This is a genomic window from Amycolatopsis orientalis DSM 43388, assembly GCF_000411975.1.
Classification (GTDB): Bacteria; Actinomycetota; Actinomycetes; order Mycobacteriales; family Pseudonocardiaceae; genus Amycolatopsis; species Amycolatopsis orientalis_D.
The window spans coordinates 161,939-185,233 of the sequence record NZ_ASXG01000124.1; the positions used below are offsets into that span (position 1 = coordinate 161,939).

At 69.2% G+C, this 23,295-nt stretch carries 27 protein-coding genes; 23 read left to right on the forward strand and 4 right to left on the reverse strand.

The window, feature by feature from the left end; all coding sequences use genetic code 11:
* The first annotated feature begins 3 nt into the window (after positions 1 to 3).
* Positions 4 to 870 (forward strand): peptide chain release factor N(5)-glutamine methyltransferase, encoded by an 867-nt coding sequence (gene prmC / locus L942_RS24865; RefSeq protein ID WP_037364799.1) that lies wholly within the window; start codon positions 4 to 6, stop codon positions 868 to 870.
* 338 nt (positions 871 to 1,208) lie between these two features.
* On the opposite strand, the gene L942_RS42150 is transcribed toward prmC, so the two are convergent.
* A complete protein-coding gene (locus tag L942_RS42150; RefSeq protein WP_051166216.1) occupies positions 1,209 to 1,421 on the reverse strand; it encodes a hypothetical protein in 213 nt (70 codons plus the stop codon).
* A 28-nt stretch (positions 1,422 to 1,449) separates the two neighbouring features.
* Between L942_RS42150 and L942_RS24870 the strand changes: the two genes are divergently transcribed.
* The 14 genes from L942_RS24870 to L942_RS24935 all read left to right on the forward strand — a co-directional run bounded on the left by L942_RS24870 (position 1,450) and on the right by L942_RS24935 (position 15,296).
* Positions 1,450 to 3,390 carry a M6 family metalloprotease domain-containing protein gene (locus L942_RS24870; RefSeq protein ID WP_051166217.1) on the forward strand — a complete coding sequence of 647 codons (1,941 nt, stop codon included), beginning with the start codon at positions 1,450 to 1,452 and terminating at the stop codon, positions 3,388 to 3,390.
* Positions 3,391 to 3,504: 114 nt separating this feature from the next.
* The gene (locus L942_RS24875; protein WP_037364802.1) at positions 3,505 to 4,701 is read left to right on the forward strand and encodes a hypothetical protein; all 1,197 of its coding nucleotides are present in this window, start codon (positions 3,505 to 3,507) and stop codon (positions 4,699 to 4,701) included.
* 264 nt (positions 4,702 to 4,965) lie between these two features.
* Positions 4,966 to 5,616 (forward strand): L-threonylcarbamoyladenylate synthase, encoded by a 651-nt coding sequence (locus tag L942_RS24880; RefSeq protein WP_037364805.1) that lies wholly within the window; start codon positions 4,966 to 4,968, stop codon positions 5,614 to 5,616.
* 91 nt (positions 5,617 to 5,707) lie between these two features.
* Positions 5,708 to 6,865: a glycosyltransferase family 4 protein gene (locus L942_RS24885; protein ID WP_037364808.1), complete on the forward strand. Its 1,158-nt coding sequence runs from the start codon at positions 5,708 to 5,710 to the stop codon at positions 6,863 to 6,865.
* A 51-nt stretch (positions 6,866 to 6,916) separates the two neighbouring features.
* A complete protein-coding gene (locus L942_RS24890) occupies positions 6,917 to 7,396 on the forward strand; it encodes a hypothetical protein (protein ID WP_037364810.1) in 480 nt (159 codons plus the stop codon).
* A 383-nt stretch (positions 7,397 to 7,779) separates the two neighbouring features.
* A complete protein-coding gene (atpB, locus tag L942_RS24895) occupies positions 7,780 to 8,565 on the forward strand; it encodes a F0F1 ATP synthase subunit A (RefSeq protein ID WP_037364814.1) in 786 nt (261 codons plus the stop codon).
* A gap of 58 nt (positions 8,566 to 8,623) precedes the next feature.
* Complete coding sequence (locus L942_RS24900; protein WP_009082593.1) at positions 8,624 to 8,878, forward strand: hypothetical protein; 255 nt, start codon at positions 8,624 to 8,626, stop codon at positions 8,876 to 8,878.
* A gap of 27 nt (positions 8,879 to 8,905) precedes the next feature.
* Entirely contained in the window at positions 8,906 to 9,454 is a 549-nt protein-coding gene (locus L942_RS24905) for a F0F1 ATP synthase subunit B (protein ID WP_037364817.1), read from the forward strand.
* 6 nt (positions 9,455 to 9,460) lie between these two features.
* Positions 9,461 to 10,285, forward strand: coding sequence for a F0F1 ATP synthase subunit delta (locus tag L942_RS24910; protein WP_037364820.1), 825 nt, complete (start codon positions 9,461 to 9,463; stop codon positions 10,283 to 10,285).
* A gap of 54 nt (positions 10,286 to 10,339) precedes the next feature.
* Entirely contained in the window at positions 10,340 to 11,977 is a 1,638-nt protein-coding gene (gene atpA / locus L942_RS24915) for a F0F1 ATP synthase subunit alpha (protein ID WP_037364822.1), read from the forward strand.
* Positions 11,978 to 11,988: 11 nt separating this feature from the next.
* Entirely contained in the window at positions 11,989 to 12,927 is a 939-nt protein-coding gene (locus L942_RS24920) for a F0F1 ATP synthase subunit gamma (RefSeq protein WP_037364824.1), read from the forward strand.
* Positions 12,927 to 14,354: a F0F1 ATP synthase subunit beta gene (gene atpD / locus L942_RS24925; RefSeq protein ID WP_037364826.1), complete on the forward strand. Its 1,428-nt coding sequence runs from the start codon at positions 12,927 to 12,929 to the stop codon at positions 14,352 to 14,354. Before L942_RS24920 ends, atpD begins: the two co-directional genes overlap by 1 nt.
* 114 nt (positions 14,355 to 14,468) lie before the next feature.
* Entirely contained in the window at positions 14,469 to 14,834 is a 366-nt protein-coding gene (locus L942_RS24930) for a F0F1 ATP synthase subunit epsilon (RefSeq protein WP_009082582.1), read from the forward strand.
* Positions 14,835 to 14,861: 27 nt separating this feature from the next.
* Positions 14,862 to 15,296, forward strand: a complete 435-nt coding sequence (locus L942_RS24935) for a DUF2550 domain-containing protein (protein WP_037364828.1) — start codon at positions 14,862 to 14,864, stop codon at positions 15,294 to 15,296.
* 101 nt (positions 15,297 to 15,397) lie between these two features.
* Here L942_RS24935 and L942_RS24940 read toward each other — a convergent pair whose 3' ends face one another.
* A complete protein-coding gene (locus L942_RS24940) occupies positions 15,398 to 15,967 on the reverse strand; it encodes a cob(I)yrinic acid a,c-diamide adenosyltransferase (RefSeq protein ID WP_037364830.1) in 570 nt (189 codons plus the stop codon).
* Positions 15,968 to 16,028: 61 nt separating this feature from the next.
* Here L942_RS24940 and murA point away from each other — a divergent pair, with 61 nt between their 5' ends.
* Positions 16,029 to 17,303 (forward strand): UDP-N-acetylglucosamine 1-carboxyvinyltransferase, encoded by a 1,275-nt coding sequence (gene murA, locus L942_RS24945; RefSeq protein ID WP_037364832.1) that lies wholly within the window; start codon positions 16,029 to 16,031, stop codon positions 17,301 to 17,303.
* Between the two features lie 46 nt (positions 17,304 to 17,349).
* Here murA and L942_RS24950 read toward each other — a convergent pair whose 3' ends face one another.
* A complete protein-coding gene (locus L942_RS24950) occupies positions 17,350 to 17,943 on the reverse strand; it encodes a TetR/AcrR family transcriptional regulator (RefSeq protein WP_037364979.1) in 594 nt (197 codons plus the stop codon).
* Positions 17,944 to 18,035: 92 nt separating this feature from the next.
* On the opposite strand from L942_RS24950, the gene L942_RS24955 reads away from it, so the two are divergent.
* Genes L942_RS24955 through L942_RS24965 form a run of 3 tightly spaced genes read left to right on the forward strand, consistent with a single transcriptional unit; the run spans position 18,036 to position 20,417 of the window.
* Positions 18,036 to 18,431, forward strand: a complete 396-nt coding sequence (locus L942_RS24955; RefSeq protein WP_037364833.1) for a nuclear transport factor 2 family protein — start codon at positions 18,036 to 18,038, stop codon at positions 18,429 to 18,431.
* On the forward strand, positions 18,424 to 19,230 hold the full coding sequence (locus tag L942_RS24960; protein ID WP_037364835.1) for an oxidoreductase: 807 nt from the start codon (positions 18,424 to 18,426) through the stop codon (positions 19,228 to 19,230). The genes L942_RS24955 and L942_RS24960 overlap by 8 nt, the downstream gene beginning before the upstream one ends.
* Positions 19,227 to 20,417, forward strand: coding sequence for an alpha/beta hydrolase family protein (locus tag L942_RS24965; RefSeq protein WP_037364838.1), 1,191 nt, complete (start codon positions 19,227 to 19,229; stop codon positions 20,415 to 20,417). The genes L942_RS24960 and L942_RS24965 overlap by 4 nt, the downstream gene beginning before the upstream one ends.
* Positions 20,418 to 20,424: 7 nt before the next feature.
* Here L942_RS24965 and L942_RS24970 read toward each other — a convergent pair whose 3' ends face one another.
* Entirely contained in the window at positions 20,425 to 21,051 is a 627-nt protein-coding gene (locus L942_RS24970; RefSeq protein ID WP_037364840.1) for a LysE family translocator, read from the reverse strand.
* Positions 21,052 to 21,173: 122 nt separating this feature from the next.
* Here L942_RS24970 and L942_RS24975 point away from each other — a divergent pair, with 122 nt between their 5' ends.
* The 4 genes from L942_RS24975 to L942_RS24990 all read left to right on the forward strand — a co-directional run bounded on the left by L942_RS24975 (position 21,174) and on the right by L942_RS24990 (position 23,284).
* Complete coding sequence (locus tag L942_RS24975) at positions 21,174 to 21,737, forward strand: hypothetical protein (protein WP_037364842.1); 564 nt, start codon at positions 21,174 to 21,176, stop codon at positions 21,735 to 21,737.
* 62 nt (positions 21,738 to 21,799) lie between these two features.
* Entirely contained in the window at positions 21,800 to 22,363 is a 564-nt protein-coding gene (locus L942_RS42155; protein ID WP_051166219.1) for a hypothetical protein, read from the forward strand.
* Positions 22,364 to 22,429: 66 nt separating this feature from the next.
* Positions 22,430 to 22,963, forward strand: coding sequence for a hypothetical protein (locus tag L942_RS42160; RefSeq protein ID WP_051166220.1), 534 nt, complete (start codon positions 22,430 to 22,432; stop codon positions 22,961 to 22,963).
* 3 nt (positions 22,964 to 22,966) lie between these two features.
* On the forward strand, positions 22,967 to 23,284 hold the full coding sequence (locus tag L942_RS24990) for a DUF6191 domain-containing protein (RefSeq protein WP_235079388.1): 318 nt from the start codon (positions 22,967 to 22,969) through the stop codon (positions 23,282 to 23,284).
* Positions 23,285 to 23,295 lie beyond the last annotated feature (11 nt).

The following is a 23,295-nucleotide window of genomic DNA, read 5'->3' on the forward strand; positions in this document are numbered from 1 at the left end:
CCAGTGAATCGGCAGCCGCTGCGCCTGGCCATCATGGAGGCCACCCGGATCCTCACCGAGGCGGGCGTGGAATCGCCGCGGTCGGACGCGGATCTCATCGCCGCGCACGTGCTCGGCGTCGACCGGGGCAGGCTGCCGATGGTGCCGCTGGTCGACCCGCCGGTGATCGAGGCGATCGGCCAGCTGGTCGCCCAGCGCGCGAAGCGGATCCCGCTGCAGTACCTGACCGGCTGGGCCGCCCTCGGCAACATCACGGTCAACGTCGGCGCCGGCGTGTTCGTCCCGCGGCCGGAGACCGAACTGCTGCTGGAATGGGGCGTGAAATTCCTGCAGGGCCGCGAATACCCGGTGGTGGTGGACCTGTGCACCGGCTCCGGCGCGCTCGCGCTGGCGGTGGCGCACGAGCGCCCGGACGCGGTGGTCTACGCGGTCGACGTCGACCCGCAGGCGCTCGCCTGGGCCCGGCACAACGCCGACGTGCACAGCGCGGCGGGGAACACCCCGATCCGGCTCTATTCCGGGGACATCGCCGACCCGACGATGTTCGCCGAACTCGACGGTCTCGTCGACCTGGTGCTGTGCAACCCGCCGTACGTGCCGGAGGGCACGCCGGTCCCGCCGGAAGTCGGCGAACACGACCCGGCGCGCGCGGTCTTCGCGGAGGAAAGCGGCTTGGCAGTGATCCGGCACGCCATCGCGGCCGGCGCGCGGCTGCTGCGCCCAGGCGGCGGACTGGCGATCGAACACGACGACACGCACGGCTCGGCGGTCCCCGCGCTGGTCCGCGCCCGGCGGGTGCTGACCGGGGTGGAGGACCACCCGGACTACAGCGGCCGAGCCCGGTTCGTGACCGCCCGTCGGCTGGGCTGATCTCGCGCTGCTCTCCCTGCCTTGTGGAGGGTCGTGAAGGGCTCCTTGGGGGAATTCAGGTCCGTGAAGGGGCCCCTCACGGCTGGCTGGTTGGTCGTGGGGGAACCCTGAAGGAATCAGCCGCGGTGAAGGTGGCCCTCACGGAACCCCCCCCCGCGCCGCGCTAGCACTGCGCCATTCGCACCTTTTCCTTCCTCCTGCCCGACTTTCGTCGTGCGGCAGCGGGGTGGATTTCGTTCGCTCGCCTAACGATCACCGTTAGCGTCGGGCCTCGGGACCGCCGGGCGGACCGGCGGACTGTGAGGAGCGAGGATGAGATCCCCCTTACCCCGCCGGAATCACCGCACCCGGGCCACCCATGTCCAGACCACCCGCACCGAAGCCGCCAGCACCAAAGCCGCCAGCACCCGGACCGCCCACACTCGGATCGCCCACACTCGGATCGCCCACACGCGGATCGCCCACACCGGGGCCGCCCACACTCGGATCACTCGCGCCGGGAACACCAGCATCAGGACCACCCGCACCCGGATCGCCCGCGCCAGAACCACCCGCGCCAGACTCGCTGTCGTCGTGGCGATGGCGGCGCTGGGGCCCGCGTTGCTCTCCGGGACCGCCGCGGCCGATCCGGTCACCCCGGGCTGGCCCGCGCCGCTGGACGCCGCGCGCTGGGCCGACCAGGCGAGCATGACCTGGCACGACTACCGCGCCGTGCCCGGGACCAACTGGGCCGATCCGTCGTTGAAGCCGACCGTGCGCAAGTTCAAGGGCGCCGTCGTGCTGGCCGACTACCCGGACGAGGATTTCGTCGTCACCAAGCCGGCGCGTTCGACCGTCTTCGGCAATCCGTCGCCGTCGGCGAGCAATCTGCCGCGGGAGAAAGTCGCGCGGCACTACCAGGAATTCCTCAACGAACCCGGAACCCTGAACCACGGCCACACCATCAACGAGTACTGGATGGAAGACTCCGGCGGCCGGTTCGGCGTCGACCTCACCGCGTTCGGGCCCTACCGGATGCCGGGCAAATCCTTCGAGTACGGCATGGAAATGCAACCGCAGGACTGCCCCGCGAACGCCGACTGCACGCGGGACCTGCGCAAGGACGCGGGCGACGCGTGGCGCGCCGACGTCGGCCCGGCGGCCGGCCAGTTCGACTTCGTCTTCTTCCTTTCCGCGGGCCAGGACGAAAGCTCGACGTGGCAGGAATTCGGCGAAATGAAATTCGGCTCGAAGGAGAACGTGCCCGCCGAATTCGGCCCGCCGGGCAGCAAACCGGGCGAGAGGAACTGGGCGCACACCCGCTACGTGCCGTGGACGTCGTGGGCCTCGGCGGCGAGCATCTGGCCCAACGCGGCCAACGGCTCCTCGACCCAGGCGGAAAGCTCCGGCCAGGCCGTGTTCGCGCACGAGTTCAGCCACATCCTCGGCATCGGCGACAACTACAACAACCCGTTCGGCAATCCGCCGCGGCGGTCCTACACCGGGCCGTGGGAAATGTTGTCGCGCGGCAGTTTCAACGGTCCCGGCGGCCCGCACACGCGGTGGCAGATCCCGGCCACCGAAGGCGGTTCGATGGGCGCGCACCACATGCTGCGCAACAAACTCAAGCTCGGCATCGTCGATCCGAAGTCCGTGCTGAACCTCGACCGCGACCAACTCGCCACGACCGGTCCCGTCACCGCCCGCGTGACCGCGCGGGAAGCGGTGCCGGAGCAAGGCGCGTACGCGGGCATCACGATCGCGCTCACCGGCGGTGACCGATCACCCCAGTGCGATCCGGCGAAGGACCCGAAGTGCGACGGCGGCGGGTACGACCACTACAGCGTCGAGGTCGTCGACCGGATGGGGTCGGACTCGTTCGCGCCGGATTCCGGTGTCCTGCTTGCCAAGACCAAAAACCGCGACGCCGCGCCGTTCGAATGGATCGTGGACGCGAACCCGCAGGACATCGGCCTCACCGACTACGTCCGCCCGGACGGCACGCCGGTCAAGATCACCGTCGGCGACTACCGGCAGCTCAACGACGCCACGTTCAAGGCGGGCACCGGAGCTTCCAGCGGTTACGAGTACACCGACGAGGCCAACCGCTTGCGGTTCCTCGTCACCGACCTCGACCGGGACAGCCGCGGCGTGCTGTCGTACACGATCACCGTCGCGTCGCTGGACGGTGCCGGACCGCAAGCGCGCGGCGCGTGGTTGTGGCCCGCACTGCCCGCGTTCGCCCAAAGCGGCCTCGCCACCTGCGATTTCCGCCTCGCCAACCCGGGTTCGGCCCGCGGCGCGACAGCCCCGTATGACCAGGACACCTACCGGCTGACCGCGTCCACCGACACCCGCGGCTGGGAAGTCCGCCTTCCGAACGCGTTGGCCACCGCGAAATTCGGCGGTTCGGCGCACGTCCAGGCGTACGCGAAACGCTCGGCAGGCGCACCGCACACCGCTCGCGTGCGGCTGACCGCGACGTCGATCGCTGACCCGACGAAGACCACGACGACCGCCTGTACCGCGATCGGGTTCTGAAACCGGGAAAGGCGCCGTCCGTCCCGAACGGCGGATGGCGCCTTTTGACTGGGTTGCCCGCTATCGAGCCAGCCCCTACCTTGAGGCGGCCGACGATCAGACTCTGGGGGAGTCATGGACTTGCGTCATCGGATCACCGCCGGTTGCGGCGCGGCGCTCATCGCCGCCAGCGCATTCACCGCGAGCGCGACCAGCGCGTCCGCCGCGGCCGGCCCGACCACCCTCCCGGCCAGCGAGTACACGCTGACCTCGGACTACCACAAGTACGACGCGATTTACTCCGGTCTTTCCTCGAAGCTGCACGCCGTGCCGGTGCACACCGTCATGGAGAACGCGAACCACGACCGCAAACCGCTGCCGTCCAGCTTCCAACCGGCTGGGCTCACCGGCGGTTTCCGGTTCGACGACGGCGACAACGACGACTGCACCAGCTACCCGCAGGGCATCACCACCAGCCGCGACGCAGTCGGCGGCGACAACGGCGGGAACTACGACGGGCACCAGCTCGTCGCGGTCAGCTGGTACACCCGCGACGCCTGCGGCGGCAAACAGGTCCGCAGCCGGATCACGCTCGCCGACTGGGACGCGACGTACCCGAACAAGTACCGCAAAATCCTGCTCGTCGAACCGACCGGCACGAGCGCTTCGCCGAACTACCGGGACATCCCGATCCACGCCGGCGGCGTCTCGTGGTACGGCGACTACCTGTACGTCGCCGACACCGGCGGCGGCATGCGGGTCTTCGACCTGCGCAAGATCCTCGAGGTCAACTCCGGCGGCACCGCCGACCAGATCGGCCGTTCCGGAGGCCAGTACTACGCGCACAACTACCGCTATGTCCTTCCGCAGGTCGGCACGATCGCCGCGCACACGACGTCCGGGACGAACCTGGCCTGGTCGAGCATCTCGCTGGACCGGGTGAGCAAGTCGATCGTGATGACCGAGTACACCTGCAAGGCCGACTGCACCGACTACCCGAACCGCGCGCCGCGCGCGGTGCGCTTCCCGTTCGCGTCGGGAGCGACGACGTTCGCCGCCTCCACGACGGCGAGCCAGGCGCTGAAACTGCCTTGGTACAACCTCAACGGCGTCGCCTCGCACAACGGCCGCTGGTGGTTCAACTCCTCGGCGCAGAAACAGCTCTACTACTGGACCCCGGCCGCGGGCCCGGCCACGCACGCCTGGGTGAGCAGCGGGGAGAGCATCTCGTACTGGGAGGACCCGAAGGACGCGGATCTGCTGTGGTCCCTGCAGGAGGGGAAGGGGAACCGGAACGTGTTCGCGGTGAAGCAGGCCAGCTACGGCAGCTGAGTCGCCGCCGGGCTGCGCCAGTGCACCGCATCGCCTGCCGCACGGCGCGGCGGCGAACCCGCTCAACGCGGCGCTGCTGACCCCGCCATTCGGGACAACCACGCACCGAATGCCGCATTGGGCGCATCTCACGCACCCAATGCGGCATTGGGGCAGGCCGCCGAGCCAGCCAGCCGGTCATGGGTCGGTCAGCGCCCCTAGCCGGCGAAAGAACCCGCCTCGGGGCGCTCCGAGAGAGTCCGCGCCGGGGGATAGGCTGCTGCCATGAGTGCGGTCTACGACTGCGGCAAGCGCGAATCCCGAGCCGAAGGCCTGTCCGCGGCGGCCGCCGCGGTGCGGTCGAGCCGGCTGGTCGTCCTGCCGACGGACACGGTGTACGGCATCGGCGCCGACGCGTTCGATTCCGGCGCCGTCCAGGCGTTGCTGCGGGCGAAGAACCGCGGCCCGGACATGCCGGTCGGCGTTCTCGTCGGCTCCTGGTCCACTGTGGACGGTCTGGTGCTCGGCGTTCCGCCGCAGGCGCGGGCGCTCATCGAGGCGTTCTGGCCGGGCGACCTGTCGATCGTGCTGCCGCACGCGCCGAGTCTGCAGTGGAATCTCGGCAACTCCCGCGGCACCGTGATGCTGCGGATGCCGCTGCATCCGGTCGCGCTCGAGCTGCTGCGCGACGTCGGCCCGATGGCGGTGTCGAGCGCGAACGTCTCCGGGCGTTCGCCCGCTTCGACGGTCGAGGACGCGCAGGAGCAGCTCGGCGACGCGGTGTCGGTGTATCTCGACGGCGGGTCGAGCGGGGAAACGGTGGCGTCGTCCATCGTGGACCTGACCGGAGACAGGCCGCTGGTGCTGCGCGAGGGCGCGGTCAGCAAGGCCGCCATCGCCGAGGTGATCGGCGTCGCCGAGGAGACGCTGGACTGAGCCGGGGAAGCGACTGCCGTTCACCGCGACCGCACGCGGGCGCGGTAGCGTGGCGCGGTGACTCCGACCTCCCGGCGGGCGTGACGCGGTCATGCCTGTAGTCCAAGGACTTCTCCCGATCCGGGAGTACCTGCTCGTCGCGCTGACCGCGACCGCGGTGACCTACCTGCTGACCGGCGTCGTGCGGCGAGTGGCCATCCGGATCGGCGCGATCGCCAACCCCCGCGCGCGCGACGTGCACGTCAAGCCGATCCCGCGGATGGGCGGCGTCGGCATCTACCTCGGGATCGCCGCGGCGATGGGGCTCGCGCACCAGCTTCCCGCGCTCAGCCACGGGTTCGACGTCTCCTACGACGCGGTCGGCGTGCTGCTCGCGGCCGGGGTCATCTCGCTCATCGGCATCCTGGACGACCGGTTCGAGCTCGACGCGTGGACGAAACTCGCCGGACAGGTCATGTGCGCCGGGATCCTGGTGATCTTCGGCGTGCAGTGGGTGTCGTTCTGGGTGCCGTGGGGCGGCAACGGCGATTCCATCGGCTCGGTGCTGGTGCTGGACAAGAACCAGGGCGCGCTGCTGACCGTGGTGATGGTCGTGGTGATGGTCAACGCGATGAACTTCGTCGACGGCCTCGACGGGCTGGCCGGCGGGCTCGGGTTCATCGCCGCGGCCGCCACCTGCGTGTTCTCGCTCGGCCTGCTCGACAACGCGGGCGGCGACTTCGGCTCGTACCCGCCCGCGCTCATCGCCGCCGCGCTCGCCGGGGGCTGTCTCGGTTTCCTTCCGTACAACTTCCAGCCGGCCAAAATTTTCATGGGCGACTCCGGATCGATGATGATCGGGCTGATGCTCGCCGGGGCCACCACCTCGGCCAGCGGCCGGGTCAACTACACCCGGTTCTCCGCCTCGGACGCGCTGGCCCTGCTGTCCCCGCTGGTGGTCGTCGTGGCGGTGCTGTTCGTGCCGGTGCTCGACCTCGTGATGGCCGTCGTCCGGCGCACGCGGCGCGGGCAGAGCCCGTTCGCCGCGGACAAAATGCATCTGCACCACCGGTTGCTGGAAATCGGCCATTCGCAACGGCGCGCGGTGCTGTTGATCTATTTGTGGGCCGGAATTCTGTCTTTCGGCGCGGTCTCCATCACGATTTTCGACAGTCCGGTCGTGTTCTGGGCCATTGGCGCCGCGCTGCTCGTCGCGGTGCTGGTTTCCCTGGTGCCGAGGCTGCGTTCCCGGCACCGCCCGGGCGTCTGAGGCCGCGGGCGGTCTATACTGGCGGGTCGAACCGAACGAGGAGCGAATGCAGTGAGCGACACCGAGACGCCCGAGACGTCCCAGGCACCGGCTCAGGCCACAGCTCCGGAGAACCCGCACGCCGCTCCGGTGCGCCGGCTCGCGCGCTCCATGACGCGGGCCTCGCTGCTGTTCACCCCGCCGTTCATCCTGGTCTGCATTGTGCTTTTCACCGTCCTCAACGGACTGCACGGCTTCCTCGGCGCCCTGGTCGGCGGCGTGCTGGCGATGATCGCCTCGCTGTCGACGCTGGGCATGATGAAGGTATCCGCCGGACAGGACCCCTCGCTCGTGATGCTCATCGCTCTCGGCGGGTACGCGGCGAAGGTCATCCTGCTGTTCCTCGCGCTCACTCTGCTCAAGGGCGTCACCGTGCTGCACCCGCTTTCGCTGGGCATCACGATGATCGTCGCCATTCTCGTGGCCGCCGCCGCGGAGTTCGCCGCATTCCGCAAAGCGCGTATTCCGACCATCATTCCCGCCGCGAATTGACGGGTTCGGGACAAGGGTCCCAGCCGGATCCGGGACTTAGGTCCTGGACCGTTCGGCTGGTAAGGAGTACGCCTGTACGGCAGTGATTGACCTGCTGGTATGGTCCGCGTCATGGGTGGCGGCCTCGGCCGCGCACTCCCGACGACGAACCGCGATCAGCAGTGTGGCGACCGGATGGTTCCGCCTCTCTCCAGCTGGTCCGAAGTAGACCGCAGGGCAGTGTTCACGCGAGACATCCCTCGTGCACGGACCGGTGAATGGGCTCCGCGCGCGGTGGGTACCGCCGCCTCCGGCGTCCCGATGCGTATCGGGTACGTTAAGTCCAGATCGTGACGATTCCCCCGGCGGAGTGAACGCCGGCCGGGAGAACCGGGAGGAGCCCAGTGGCCGCGCTGGTACTGACCGAGGGTGCGACCTTCGCGCCCCCTGGCGCCGAAAGCTTTGAGCTGCCGCCGTTGTTCGGCTTCGTCACGAAGCCGATGCTCCTGGTGGTGCTCTCGGTGATCATCATCGCGGGGTACTTCCTGCTGGCGACGCGCAAGCTGAAGATCGTGCCGACCAAAAGCCAGTTCGTGGCCGAGGGCATCTACGACTTCGCGCGCAACAACATCGCCCGCGAGCAGATCGGTTCGAAAGACTTCAAGCGGTTCGTGCCGGTCATCTTCGCGCTGTTCACCTTCATCCTGCTGAACAACCTGTACGGGGTCATCCCGTTCCTGCAGTTCCCCACCATGGCGCGGTTCGGGTTCCCGATCGCGTTGTCGGTGCTCGTGGTCTACCCGGTCTACCACTACGTCGGGATCAAGAGGCACGGCCTCGGCGGGTACTTCAAGAAGGAGCTCGCCCCGGCCGGCGTCCCCGGCCCGGTGCTGCCGCTGTACGCCCTGATCGAGTTCGCGGAGAAGTTCTTCCTCAACCCGCTCACGCTCGCCATCCGGGTTTTCGCCGCCATGTTCGCGGGACACCTGATCCTGGCGGTCTTCACCCTCGGCGGCACCTTCCTGCTGACCGAGACCTCGAGCATCGCGCTGAAGCCGGTGTCGCTGGTGGCGTGGATCTTCGCCATCGGCCTGACGTTCCTGGAGGCGTTCATCCAGTGCCTCCAGGCGTACATCTTCGCCCTGCTGTCCGCGGGGTACATCGGCGCCGCGCTGGCGTCGGAGCACTGAGAACACCTAAAGACCCCGATCCGCGTGAGTGCGCGGACCGAAGTGAAGGGAAACGCACGTGAGCAACATCGTTCTGGCCCAGGCCGCCGCCGAGACCATCAACCTCAACAAGGGCCTCGCCGCGATCGGCTACGGCCTGGGCGCGATCGGCCCCGGCATCGGTGTGGGCCTGATCTTCGCCGCGGTGATCAACGGCACCGCGCGTCAGCCGGAGGCCCAGAGCAAGCTGCAGGGCATCGGTTACGCCACCTTCGTGCTCACCGAGGTGCTGGCTCTGATCGGTATCGTCATCTACTTCATCGCCTCCGCCTGAGTCGTCCGCTCTCGCTAAGGAGACGTTGTGCTGAAGACCCAAGTGGTGCTCGCATCAGAGAACCCGATCGTCCCGAACATCTCGGAACTGATCCTCGGCATCGTCGCCTTCCTGATCCTGCTGTTCATCCTCAAGAAGTACGTGGTCCCTCGTTTCGAGAAGGCGTACGAGGAGCGGGCGCAGAAGATCGAAGGCGGGATCGAGAAGGCCGAGAAGGCTCAGGCGGAGGCCGAGAAGGCGCTGTCGGAGTACAAGGCGCAGCTGGCGGACGCCCGTTCCGAGGCCGCGAAGATCCGCGACGACGCCCGGCTCGAAGCCGAGCAGATCAAGGCGGAGCTGCGGGAGCAGGCCGAGGCCGAATCCCGGCGGATCGTGGCGCAGGGCCACGCCCAGCTGCAGGCGCAGAAGGCGCAGATCGTCGCCGAGCTGCGGGCCGAAATGGGCCGCAACGCGGTCGAGCTGGCCGGCCGCATCGTCGGCGAGTCGCTCGAGGACGAGGCGCGCCGCCGCGGCACCGTCGACCGGTTCCTCGCGGAGCTGGACACCGCCGGGGCCACTAACGGAGCGGGGAAGTAACCAGAGATGACGCTGCATGCTGCGAGCCGTGAAGCGCTCGACCTCGCCGAGCGCACGCTCGGCGAGGTGCTGGCCGGAGCGGGCGCCGAACCCGCGAAGGTCGGGGACGAGCTGCTCTCGGTCGTCGACCTCCTCGACCGCGAAATCGGCCTGCGCCGTGCGGTCGGCGATTCTTCGGTCGCCCCGGAGAGCCGCCAGGGCCTGGTCCGCCGCCTGTTCGACGGGAAGCTGAGCGAGCAGGCCCTGAAGGTGCTCGACACCGTGGCGGGCAGCCGCTGGTCCAGTCCCCGCGAGCTGGTGGACGGGCTCGAGTCGATCGGCCGTTCGGCGCTGCTCACCGCCGCCGAAAAGGCCGGGAACGTCGAGACCGTCGAGTCTCAGCTGTTCCAGGTCGCGCGGATCGTCGCGGGCGCCCCGGAACTCGAGGCGGCGCTGTCCGACCTGACCGCTCCCGCGGAAGCGAAGCGGACCCTGGTCCGCGAGCTGTTCGCGGGCAAGGTCGACGCGGTCGTCGAGACCCTGGTCGAGCAGGCCGTGCAACGCGCCAAGGGGCGCGGCATCGGCAACGCGCTCGACAAGCTGGTCGCGCTGGCCGCCGAGCGGCGCGAGCGCTCGGTCGCGTACGTGACCTCGGCGAACGCGCTCACCGACGAGCAGCGGGCCCTTCTCGGGACCAAGCTCGACGGCATCTACGGGCGGCCGATCGCGCTGCACGTCGAGATCGACCCGGCACTCGGCGGCGGCCTCGTCGTCCGCGTCGGGGACGAGGTCATCGACGGCAGCACCTCCGGGCAGCTGGCGGCGGTGCGCCGCACGCTGAGCCGGGCCTGAGCGGCACAACAGACTTTGCACACTGGACAGAACAGAAGCGAGAGCGGGAACGAAATGGCGGAGCTGACGATCTCCTCGGACGAGATCGCCCACGCGATCGAGAATTACGTCTCGAGTTACGCCCCTTCGGTGGAGCGGGAAGAGGTCGGCGTCGTCGCCGACGCCGGTGACGGCATCGCCCACGTCGAGGGGCTGCCCTCGGCCATGGCCAACGAGCTGCTCGAGTTCCCGGGCGGCGTCCTTGGCGTGGCGCTGAACCTGGACGCGCGCTCCATCGGCGCGGCGATCCTCGGCGACTTCGAGAGCATCGAAGAAGGCCAGCAGGTCAAGCGGACCGGCCAGGTCCTCTCGGTGCCGGTCGGCGACGGCTACCTCGGCCGGGTCGTCAACCCGCTCGGCCAGGCCATCGACGGCCTCGGCGAGATCGAGACCACCGGCCGCCGCGCGCTGGAGCTCAAGGCCGCCTCGGTGGTCGAGCGCCAGCCGGTGTCCGAGCCGCTGCAGACGGGCATCACCGCGATCGACGCGATGACCCCGATCGGCCGCGGCCAGCGCCAGCTGATCATCGGCGACCGCAAGACCGGCAAGACCGCGGTCGCGGTGGACACGATCATCAACCAGAAGGCCAACTGGGAGACCGGCGACCCGAAGAAGCAGGTCCGCTGCATCTACGTCGCGGTCGGCCAGAAGGGCTCCACGATCGCCTCGGTGAAGTCGGCGCTCGAAGAGGCCGGCGCGATGGAGTACACCACCATCGTCGCGGCCCCGGCGTCCGACTCGGCGGGCTTCAAGTGGATCGCCCCCTACACCGGCTCGGCCATCGGCCAGCACTGGATGTACGAGGGCAAGCACGTCCTGATCGTGTTCGACGACCTGTCCAAGCAGGCCGACGCCTACCGCGCGATCTCGCTGCTGCTGCGCCGCCCGCCGGGCCGCGAGGCGTTCCCCGGCGACGTCTTCTACTTGCACTCCCGTCTCCTCGAGCGCTGCGCGAAGCTCTCGGACGAGCTGGGCGCGGGCTCGCTGACCGGGCTGCCGATCATCGAGACCAAGGCCAACGACGTGTCGGCCTACATCCCGACGAACGTCATCTCGATCACCGACGGCCAGTGCTTCTTCCAGTCCGACCTCTTCAACGCCGGCCAGCGCCCGGCCATCGACGTGGGTATCTCGGTCTCCCGCGTGGGTGGCGCCGCGCAGGTCAAGGCGATGAAGAACGTCGCGGGTTCGCTGCGCATCGACCTGTCCCAGTACCGCGAGCTGGAGGCGTTCGCCGCCTTCGCCTCGGACCTGGACGACGCGTCGAAGGCGCAGCTGGAGCGCGGCGCCCGGCTGTACGAGGTGCTCAAGCAGCCGCAGTACTCCCCGGTTCCGGTCGAGGAGCAGGTCGCCACGGTGTACCTGGGCACGAACGGCTACTTCGACTCGGTCCCGACCGAGGACGTGCGCCGCTTCAACCAGGAGTTCCTCGAGTCGGCGCGGCGCAAGCACGCCGAGGTGCTCGGCGCGATCCGCGACACCGGCAAGTTCGAGGACGACACCCGCGACGCGCTGATCGCGGCGGTGAACGAGTTCAAGAAGGAGTTCACCACCTCCGAGGGCAAGCCGCTCGAGTCGAACGCCGACGCGATGGCCGCCGAGAAGGTCGGGCAGGAGACCGTCAAGGTCAACAAGCCCGCCCCGAAGAAGTGAGCTGGTAGCCCATGGCCGCACAACTCCGGGAGCTTCGCTCGCGCATCAAGGCGACGAAGTCGATCGGCAAGATCACCAAGGCGATGGAACTCATCGCCACCGCGCGCATCACCAAGGCGCGCGCGAAGGTCGCCGCTTCCCGGCCGTACGCGGACGAGATCACCAAGGTGCTCTCGGCGCTGGCCGGCGCGGCGGCCAACCTCGACCACCCGCTCCTGGTCGAGCGCCCGAACCCGAAGCGCGCCGCCGTCCTGGTCGTCACCAGTGACAAGGGCCAGTGCGGCGGTTACAACTCCAATGTGCTGAAGGCGACCGAAGAGCTGCTTGCCCTCCTCAAGTCCGAGGGCAAGGAGGTCGACGTCTACACCACCGGCAGCAAGGGCCTGAACTACTACCGGTTCCGCAACCGCCCGGTGGCCGGCAGCTGGACGGGCTTCTCCGACCAGCCGGCCTACCCGGACGCGGTCGCGGCGGCCGAGACGCTGGTGCAGTCCTTCAACGCGGGTGTCGACGACGCGGCGGGCAACGCGGACGGCATCACCGGGGTGGACGAGATTCACGTCGTCTACACCGAGTTCGTGTCGATGCTGACGCAGCGCCCGGTCGCCAAGCGCGTCGCGCCGCTCGAGGTCGAGTACTCCGAGGGCGAGGACGAGAAGCCGGCCGGTCTGCTGCCGAGCTACGAGTTCGAGCCGAGTGCCGACAAGCTGCTCGCCGCGCTGCTGCCGAAGTACATCAACACCCGGCTGTACGCGGCGCTGCTCGAGTCCGCGGCGTCCGAGCTGGCCGCCCGCCGCACGGCGATGAAGGCCGCGTCGGACAACGCGAACGAACTGGTGAACACGCTGACGCGGGAGGCGAACCAGGCCCGGCAGGCGCAGATCACCCAGGAGATCTCCGAAATCGTCGGTGGCGCGAACGCGCTCACCGCAGCAGGAAGTGATGACTGATGACCAGTACTGAAGCCCCGCGCGCCAAGGGGCGCATCGTCTCGGTGACCGGGCCGGTCGTCGACGTCGAGTTCCCGCGCGGTTCCGTTCCCGACCAGTTCAACGCGCTCAAGGTCGACATCGAGTTCGAGCAGCTGCGCAAGACGGTGACCCTCGAGGTCGCCGCGCACCTCGGCGACAACCTCGTGCGCACGATTTCGCTGCAGCCGCAGGACGGCCTCGTCCGCGGCGCGGAGGTCACCGACACCGGCGGCCCGATCACCGTCCCGGTGGGCGACAAGGTCAAGGGCCACGTCTACAACGCGCTCGGCGAGTGCCTGGACGAGCCCGGCTACGGCGAGGACCTCGAGCGCTGGGGCATCCACCGCAACCCGCCGGCCTTCGACCAGCTCGAGGGCAAGACGGAGATGCTGGAGACCGGCCTCAAGGTCGTCGACCTGCTGACCCCGTACGTGCAGGGCGGCAAGATCGGCCTGTTCGGCGGTGCCGGCGTGGGCAAGACGGTGCTGATCAAGGAAATGATCACCCGCGTCGCCCGGAACTTCGGCGGTACGTCGGTGTTCGCCGGCGTCGGCGAGCGCACCCGTGAGGGCAACGACCTCTTCCTGGAGATGTCCGAGGACGGCGTCATCAACGACACCGCCCTCGTGTTCGGCCAGATGGACGAGCCGCCGGGCACGCGTATGCGCGTCGCGCTGTCCGCGCTGACCATGGCGGAGTACTTCCGCGACGTCCAGAACCAGGACGTGCTGCTGTTCATCGACAACATCTTCCGGTTCACCCAGGCCGGTTCCGAGGTGTCGACCCTGCTGGGCCGCATGCCTTCGGCGGTGGGCTACCAGCCGACGCTGGCCGACGAGATGGGTCAGCTGCAGGAGCGGATCACCTCGACCCGAGGCCGTTCGATCACCTCGATGCAGGCGATCTACGTGCCCGCGGACGACTACACCGACCCGGCCCCGGCGACGACGTTCGCCCACCTGGACGCCACCACCGAGCTTTCCCGGTCGGTGTTCCAGAAGGGCATCTTCCCGGCGGTGGACCCGCTGGCGTCGACGTCGACGATCCTCGACCCGGCGATCGTCGGCGAGGACCACTACCGCGTGGCCTCCGAGGTCATCCGGATCCTGCAGAAGTACAAGGAGCTGCAGGACATCATCGCGATCCTCGGCATGGACGAGCTTTCCGAAGAGGACAAGCTGACCGTGCAGCGGGCGCGCCGGATCGAGCGGTTCCTGTCCCAGAACATGCTGGTGGCCGAGGCCTTCACGCAGATCCCGGGCTCCACGGTGCCGCTGGCCGAGACCATCGAGTCGTTCGACCGGATCACCAAGGGCGACTTCGACCACTACCCGGAGCAGGCGTTCCTGGGCATCGGCGGTCTCGAGGACCTCGAGAAGAAGTACCACGAGATCACCGGCAAGTGAGTGCGTGAGACCGGCGGGGGCACTGTCCACAATGGACATCGGCCCCCGCCGTTCTCGTAACCGAAGCAAGACCTATTACACTCGGTGGTGACACCCCGAGCGAAGGAGTGCTACGTGGCTGAGATGTCCGTGGAGCTGGTTGCCGTCGAGCGCCGGCTCTGGTCGGGTACCGCCACCTTCGTGGTGGCGCAGACCACCGAGGGCGAGATCGGCATCATGCCCGGACACGAGCCGGTGCTGGGCCAGCTCGTCGAGGGTGGCGTGGTCAAGGTGAACACGACGGACGGCGACGTGCTGACCGCCGCGGTGCACGGCGGCTTCCTGTCGGTGACCGCGACCGGGGTGAGCGTGCTCGCGGAGAGCGCCGAACTGTCCGACGAAATCGACGTGGCGGCCGCGAAGGCAGCCCTCAGCACCGGTGACGAGGCCGAGCGGACGAGGGCCACGGCCCAGCTCCGCGCGGCTGGACAGTCGGTCTGAGCGGACTAGACGGGCAGGAGCCGGGCCGTGCAGATCGCTGTCGTGGTGCTAGTGCTCCTGATCGTGCTCGTCGTCGTGGTCGGCTGGTACGCCCAGCGATGGATCCGGATGCGCCGCGGCGGCGGCGTCAGCGTGGCGCTGCGGTGGCGTCCGGACAGCCCGCGTTCGAGCTGGCACCTCGGCCTCGGCAGGTACGAGGGCGAGAAGTTCGTCTGGTACCGCGTGTGGAGCCTGCGCACCGGCCCGGATCGCGTCTTCCAGCGGGACAGCATGCAGATCGCGGACCGGCGGGATCCGTCCGGTTCCGAGGCGTACGCGGTGCCGGAGGGCTCGACCGTGCTGCGCTGCGAGTCCTCTGATCAGGAAGCGATCGAGATCGCGATGGGGCCGGGTGCGCTGACCGGGTTCCTGTCGTGGCTGGAGTCGGCTCCGCCGGGGCGAAGGCTGCCGCGCGCCTCATGAGTTTCGCCTAGCCCGTCACTGTGGAAACGTGGTGGCGGGCTTGGTGCTTCTCGCACTCCGGCGTCGTGAGTGTTCGCGCCGGTTAGAACCGGCATTGCCGCTCACGAGGCACCCGGCTGCCACAGGACGTCGCCCTCCGGGTTCGCCAGCCGGGCGAGGATGAACAGCAGGTCCGAGAGCCGGTTCAGGTACTTGGCCGCGATCGGGTTCGTCGTGTCCGGTTCGGCCTCCATCAGCGCCCACGCGGACCGCTCCGCGCGGCGGGAGACTGTGCGGGCCTGGTGCAGGAACGCCGCGCCCGGGGTGCCGCCCGGGAGGATGAACGACGTGAGCTTCGGCAGGCGCTCGTTGAACTCGTCGCACCAGCCCTCGAGCCGTTCCAGGTACGCCTCGGTGATGCGCAGCGGCTCGTACGGCGGGTCTTCCTGGATCGGCAGGCACAGGTCCGCGCCGACGTCGAACAGGTCGTTCTGGACGCGGCGCAGCACCGCGGTGAGCTCGTCGGGCAGCCCGCCGAGCGCGATCGCCAGGCCGAGCACGGAATTGGCCTCGTCGGTGTCGGCGTAGGCGGACAGCCGGGCCGAGGTCTTGGGCACCCGGGAGCCGTCGCCGAGCGCGGTCGTGCCGTTGTCGCCGACCTTCGTGTAGACCCGGTTGATGCGAACCACCATGTGCTCGACTCTACCGGCCCGGGTTCGGGCAAAACTGGGCGAGAGGGCATGATTGGCGGCCATGAGCGAGCACTTCGACGTGCATGGCGGAGCCCGGCTGGTCGGCGAGGTCGACGTGGTCGGCGCCAAGAACAGCGTGCTGAAACTGATGGCCGCGGCATTGCTGGCCGAAGGCACCACGACCATCACGAACTGCCCGCAGATCCTGGACGTCCCGCTGATGGCCGACGTTCTGCGCAGTGTCGGCTGCGAGGTGGAGATCGAGGGCGACACGGCGCGCATCACCACGCCTGCCGAGCTGTCGCACCGCGCCGATTCGCCGGCGATGGGCAAGCTGCGCGCCTCGGTGTGCGTGCTGGGCCCGCTGGTCGGCAGGTTGAAGCAGGCGGTCGTGGCGCTGCCCGGCGGCGACGCGATCGGCCAGCGTCCGCTGGACATGCACCAGAACGGCCTGCGCAAGCTCGGCGCGACGAGCACCATCGAGCACGGCTGTGTCGTCGCGAAGGCCGAAACGCTGGTCGGCACCCAGATCTGGCTGGACTTCCCGAGCGTCGGCGCGACCGAGAACATCCTGATGGCGGCCGTGCTGGCCGAGGGCACGACGGTGATCGACAACGCCGCCCGCGAACCGGAAATCGCCGACATCTGCACGATGCTGACCGAGATGGGCGCGAAGATCGAGGGCGCGGGGACCTCGACGCTCACCGTGCACGGCGTCGAGCAGCTGAACCCGACCGAACACCGCGTGATCGGCGACCGCATCGTCGGCGCGACCTGGGCCTTCGCCGCCGCGATGACCCGCGGCGACCTGACCGTGCGCGGCGTGAACCCGCACCACCTCGACCTGGTCCTGGACAAACTGCGCCTGGCCGGCGCGGACGTGACCACCTACGACGACAAGGGTTTCCGCGTCGTCCAGCCGGAACGCCCGAAGGCGGTCGACTGGGTGACGCTGCCCTATCCGGGTTTCGCCACCGACCTGCAGCCGTTCGCGGTCGCGCTGTCGGCGGTGTCCGAGGGCACGTCGATGATCACCGAAAACGTGTACGAGGCGAGGTTCCGGTTCATCGAGGAGATGATCCGGCTGTCCGGCGATGCCCGCACGGACGGCCACCACGCGGTGGTCCGAGGCGTGGAGAAGCTGTCGAGCGCGCCGGTGTGGGCGTCGGACATCCGCGCCGGCGCCGGGCTGGTGCTGGCCGGGTTGTGCGCGGACGGCGTGACCGAGGTGTGGGACGTCTTCCACATCGACCGCGGGTATCCGCATTTCGTGGAGAACCTGAATCGGCTGGGCGCGCGGATCGAGCGCGTGACGGGGGAGCCGGAGCGGGCTTGAGCGGCGGCTCGTGAGCGTTTGCGCCGGTTCTGACCGGAATGGACACTCACGAGCTTTTCAGTGCCCGCACCACCACATCCGTCACCTGATCCAGGTACCCGTCCTCCGCCGGAACCCCGCGCACGATCAGCCGCCAGTAGACAATCCCCGCGCCCATGTCTAAGGCCAGTTCGACATCGGTGTCCGCCGGGATTTCCCCGCGCTCGATCGCCCTGGTGAACACTGCCCGGTTGATCGCCCGGCGCGGGCCGCCGATGGTTTCGCGGGCGAATTCGGCCATGGCCGGGTTTCGGCGGGCTTCCGCGATCAGGCCGGGGAAGATCCGCGAAAACCGCGGGTGCGTGATCCATTCGCAGAGCGCTTCGAGGGTGGCCCGGATATCGCCGCGCAGGCTGCCGGTGTCCGGGTCCACCGCGCGCGCCACGCTGAATTCCGCGATGACCGCGCCGATCATTTCGTCTTTCGACGGCCAGCGCCGGTAGAGCGCGCTCTTCCCGACTCCCGCGCGTTTCGCGACCGCTTCCATCGACAGCCTGCCGAAGCCGACCTCGGCGAGTTCGTCGAGCACGGCTTCGGTGATGGCGTGCGTGACCTCGGGCTGCAGCACGGCAGCTCCGGTCGGCGTCCGGCGGGGCGTCATGCCGCTCAGCATAGCGTGTGGACGGGACGGTACCGTCCCGTGTACGTTGACGACGAGACGGTACCGTCTCGTCCATTCCTGAGGAGGGGACCATGACAATCCTCGATCGCGCGCTCGACCTGCTGGTCCAGCACGACATGGCAGGTTTCGTGCAGTTGTTCGCCGAGGACGCTGTCGCCGAATTCCCGTTCGCCGCGCCCGAGCAGACCGAGCGCGTCGAGGGCCGCGCCGCCCTCGCCGAGTACCTGCGCGACTATCCGAACCTGCTCGACATCCGCGAGGTCGTCGCGAAGACCGTGCACCAGACGACCGACCCGGAGGTCTCGATCGCGGAGTTCGAGCTGGCCGGAGTCGCGGTCGCCACCCAGAAGCCGTACCGCCTGCGCTACGTCGTGGTGCTGACCGTCCGCGACGGCCTGATCCGCCGCTACCGCGATTACTGGAGCCCGCTCGCCGTGACCGAGGTGCTCGGGGTGCCCGGTGTCTGACGTCCTCGTGCTCGGCTCGACCGGCACCACCGGCAGCCGCGTGCTGCGCGGCCTGCACGACGCCGGGGTGCGTGCTCAGGCGGCGACCCGGAATCCGGTCAAGCCGGGCCAGATCCGGTTCGACTGGGACGACCCCGCGACGTACGGCCCGGCGCTCGACGGGGTCTCGGCGGTCTATCTGATCGCCCCGGTCGCGGCCGATCCGCAGCCGCTCGTCGAGGAGTTTCTCCAGCACGCGCCGGACGCCCGCGTGGTTTTGCTCAGCTCGTCCGCGGTAGACGAACACACCCCGGTGGTGGGCGGGCTGCCCGGCCTCGTCCGCCGTCCGCCGGGCTGGGCGGTGCTGCGGCCGTCCTGGTTCATGCAGAACTTTCTGCCCGGCCACCTGGTCGGCGACAGCGCCCGCAGGGGCCGGATCGTGACCGCGACCGGCGACGCCCGGGTGGCGTTCGCCGACGCCGGCGACATCGCCGCGGTGGCCGTCCGCGCGCTGCTCGACCCGGAACCGCACAACACCGACCACCTGATCACCGGCCCGCGCGCGCTGAACTACGCGGAGGCAGCCGAGATCGTCGGGGAACAGCTCGGCCATCCGGTCGTGCACGTGCCGGTTTCGCCTGAGGAGTACCAGCGGTTCCTGGTCCGCGACGGCCTCCCCGAGTCGTACGCCGGAATGCTCGCCTCGCTGGACGAGGCGATTCGCGGCGGCGCCGAGGACCGCGTGACCGACACCGTCGAGCGGGTCACCGGACGACCCGCCCGTGACTTCCGCACCTTCGCGAAAGAGGAGATCCGATGAAGCCGCTGCTGTTCGAGGACGACCCGCAGTTCTGGTTCGAAACCCTGGTCGCGCTGGGCCAGATCGCCTACGGGGGCGCGGATTTCGGGGAGATCGCCGCGATCGCGTCGACCATCAAGTCCGGCGACTACGACAGCTGGCACGACGCCTGGCTCGCCACCGCCGAGCGGCTCTACGCCGAAGCCGCCACGATGCACCCGGTCAGCGCGCGCGACGCGTACCTGCGCGCCTCGACGTACTACCGCCGTGCCGAGTTTTTCTTGCACGGCAACGCCGACGACCCGCGAATCACCTACGCCTACGAGCGCAATGTCGAGTGTTTCCAGCGCGCGGTGGAGACGATCGACCACGTCGACCGGATCGAAATCCCCTACGACGGCCACGTCCTGCGCGGCTACTTCTATCGCGCTTCCGGCGACGGTCCGAAGCCGCTTCTGGTGGTGCACAACGGTTTCGACGGCAGCGCCGAGGACCTGCACTTCATGGGCGCGACGGCGGGTCAAGAACGCGACTACCACGTGCTGACCTTCGACGGCCCCGGCCAGCCCAGCGCCGTCCACCGCGACGGATTGCTCTTCCGCCCGGACTGGGAGCACGTCGTCAGCCAGGTGCTCGACTACGCCCTCGCGCGCCCGGAGGTGCTTTCGGAGAAGGTCGCGCTGATCGGCTGGAGCCTCGGCGGGATGCTCGCGCCGCGCGCCGCCGCGTTCGAGCCGCGGCTGTCGGCCGTCGTCGCGGTGGACGGGCTCCTCGACGCCGGCGAGGCCTTCGTGCAGCAACTGCCGTGGGACCGCGCCGAACTCGTCCGCCGGGCGAACGCACCGGAGGACCCGGAGCTGGACGCCCTTCTAGCCGCCGCGAAGGAGCAGAGCCCGACCGTCCGCTGGGCACTGGCCCACGGCCGTTACGTGATGGGCGGCTCGACCGACCGCGAGTTCCTGGCGAAATACCTCGAGTACCACCTGTACGACGGCGTGGCCGAGCGAATCACCTGCCCGGCGCTGATCTGCGACGCTCCGGAGGATCTGTTCTTCACCGGCCAGCCGCGGCAGCTGTACGACCGGGTCAGCGGCCCGAAGAAGCTCCTGAACTTCACCGCGGAGGAGGGCGCGGACGCGCACTGCCACGTCGGCGCGATGCGGCTCGCGAACGGCCGCATCTACGACTGGCTGGACGACGTTCTCTGAGCCGGGGTCAGGATTCCAGGGCCAGCGCCGCGCCGAACCCGACCAGCGCGGTGCCGGTCACCCCGTCCAGCGCGCGGCGGACCTTGCGGCGGTTGAGCCACTCGCGGACCCGGTGCACGAAGAACAGCAACGCCAGCAGCCAGATCGTGCCCAGCACGGCGACCGTGTACGCGAGCACCAGCGCGTCCCAGGTCGTCGTGCGCACGGGGTCGAGGAACTGCGGGAGCACCGACAGGTAGAGCACCAGCACCTTGGGATTCGTGATGTTCGACAGGAACCCTTCGCGCCACCGCCGGAAGCCGCTGGCGCGCTTGCGCTGGGTGTCGGCGACGGCGTCGTAGTTGCCGCGCCAGGCGCCCCGCAGCGCCTGGAAACCGAGGTACAGCAGGTATGCCGCACCCAGCCACTTGAGCGTGAGGAACACCGGCTGCGAACGGGCGATGACGACACCCAGCCCGAGCGCCGCGGCAGTGCCCTGCACCGCGTTGCCGGCGAAGATGCCCGCCGTGGCCAGCAAGCCGCCGCGCGCCCCGCCGGACAGCGCGTTCTTCAGCATCACCATCGTGTCCGGCCCCGGCGCGAGCACGATGAGGACCACGATCACCAGATAACTGCCGTACCCGCTCCACGTCACGTCTGACCACGGTAGATCCTGGCGCGGCCGGCGTCTCGCGGATTTCCGTCACAACGGTTCCGGCCGAGGGGCAACCCGGGCGAACCGGACGGCGTGCACTCGTCGGGAGCGAGGAGGGCGCGATGTATCCACTGGCGGAAGACGAACAATTGCTCTGGTCGGGGCGACCGCAGCGGTTCCCGCGGCGGTTCGCGGACTATCACGGTTACGTCGTAGTGACGTTGGTCTTCGTCGCGCTCGTCGTGCTCAGCTCCCTCGCCGCCGTCAAGTTCGACGTGGAGCTCGCTGTCGTCGGGGTATGGATGGGCTTCTTCAGCATGGCGCTCGTGCAGACCTCCGAACGGAACCGGCAGCGGAAGCTGCTGCTCGGGGTGCTGACCTACCTGGTGACCGACCGCAGGCTCGTCTTCGTCGCCGACCGTCCGGGCGGCGTCGAGTTCCGCTGGGTGTGGCTTCCCGACCTGGGCGAGCCGCGGGTGCGCGACCACGGCGACGGCACCGGCACGGTCGGCTTCCGGGGGCATTCGTGGGGCCGGCTGCGCTACCAGAAGTTCTGGGCGCAGTCGTCGCTCACGACGATGGTGCCTGAACTGATCGCGATCGAAGGCCCGGAGCACGTGGCCGAGTTGATCACCCGGAACGCGCCGCGCAGTCCGGCCGTGGGGAGCACCTGCGGCACCGAATAGTTCTGGCTGGGCAACCCGGGCGAACCGGGCGGCGTGCACTCTTCGGGAGCGAGGAGGGCGCTGTGTATCCACTGGCGGAAGACGAACACCTGCTCTGGTCCGGGCGGCCGCAGCGGTACCCGCGCCGATACGCGGACTACTACCTTTACGTACTCGCGGCGGTGGGCTTCGGAGCAATGGCCGGGTACGGCGTCATCGCTGTCGTGCAGTTCGACGTGGGTGTCGCCATCTTCGCGGCGTGGCCAGGCTTCCTCGGCCTGGTGATCGGGCTGGCTTCCGAACGGAACCGGCGGCGGAAGGCGTTGCTGCGGGGCTTGACTTACCAGGTGACTGACCGCCGCGTCGTCTTCGGCGCCGACCGTCCGGGCGGCGCCGAGTTCCGCTGGGTGTGGCTTCCCGAGCTGGGCGAGCCGCGGGTGCGCGACCACGGCGACGGCACCGGCACCGTCGGTTTCGGGGCTCCGCTGCACGTTCGGATGCGCGACCTGCAGTTCCGGGCGGAGTCGCCGCTCGTGGCGATGGTGCCGGAGCTGGTCGCCATCGAGGATCCGCAGCACGTCGCCGAGTTGATCGCCCGGAATGCTCAACGCGCCTCGGCGGCGGGAAGCGCCTGCGGCGCCGAATAATTCCGGCCGAGCGGGCAACCCGGGCGAACCGGACGGCGTGCACTCTTCGGGAGCGAGGAGGGCGCGATGTATCCACTGGCGGAAGACGAACAACTGCTCTGGTCGGGGCGGCCGCAGCGGTACGTGCGGCGCTACCGCGACTACCACTACTACCTCGCGGTAGGGATCCTGCTCGTCGTCGTCGCGGCGCTGTCCGTGGGCCAGGACCTGGGTTACGAGGTCATGCTCGGCTGGCTCGTCGTGCTCAGCCTGTTCGCCGCCAGCGGGTTCGAGCGCAACCGCGAGCGGCGCGGCTTCATCGCCGGGACCACGTACCTGGTCACCGACCGCAGGCTGATTTTCGTTTCGCAGTGGCCGCCTGGGGCCGAATTCCGCTGGGTCCAGCTCGCCGATCTCCGCCCGCCGCGGGTGCGCGACCACGGCGACGGCACCGGGACGATCGACTTCCGTCCCACGGTCCGCGAGTGGCTGCGCGACCAGGGCTTCCGCTCGCGGCCCGCCTGGTTTCCGATCCTGCCGGAGCTGATGGCCGTCCGGGACGCCGCCCAGGTCGCCGAGCTGATCGCGCGGAACGCGGAGCGCTGCCGGGTCGTTGGGTAGCACATGCTGCTGACCTTGCTGGGTCTTTCGGTGCCGGTCGCCACCATCGTGCTGCTGATCGTCGGCGGCTGGGAGCTGCGCCGGAAGAAGAAACCGTCCCGCCTCAAGGCGCGGTTGTCCTCGACCTACCTCGACGAGGTCACCACGTTCCTCTACGGCACCAAGCGCAACGAGCTGGACCACCGGGATTCGGTCGAGATGACCCTCGAACAGGACGCGCAGGGCGCGCCGCCGCTGGGTACCGTCGACCTGGACCGCGGGGTAGTGGTCGTCCGGCCCGGCGCGTCACCCGGGCGTGGCCGAATCCACTCCGCCGATTAAGTTACCGGCGG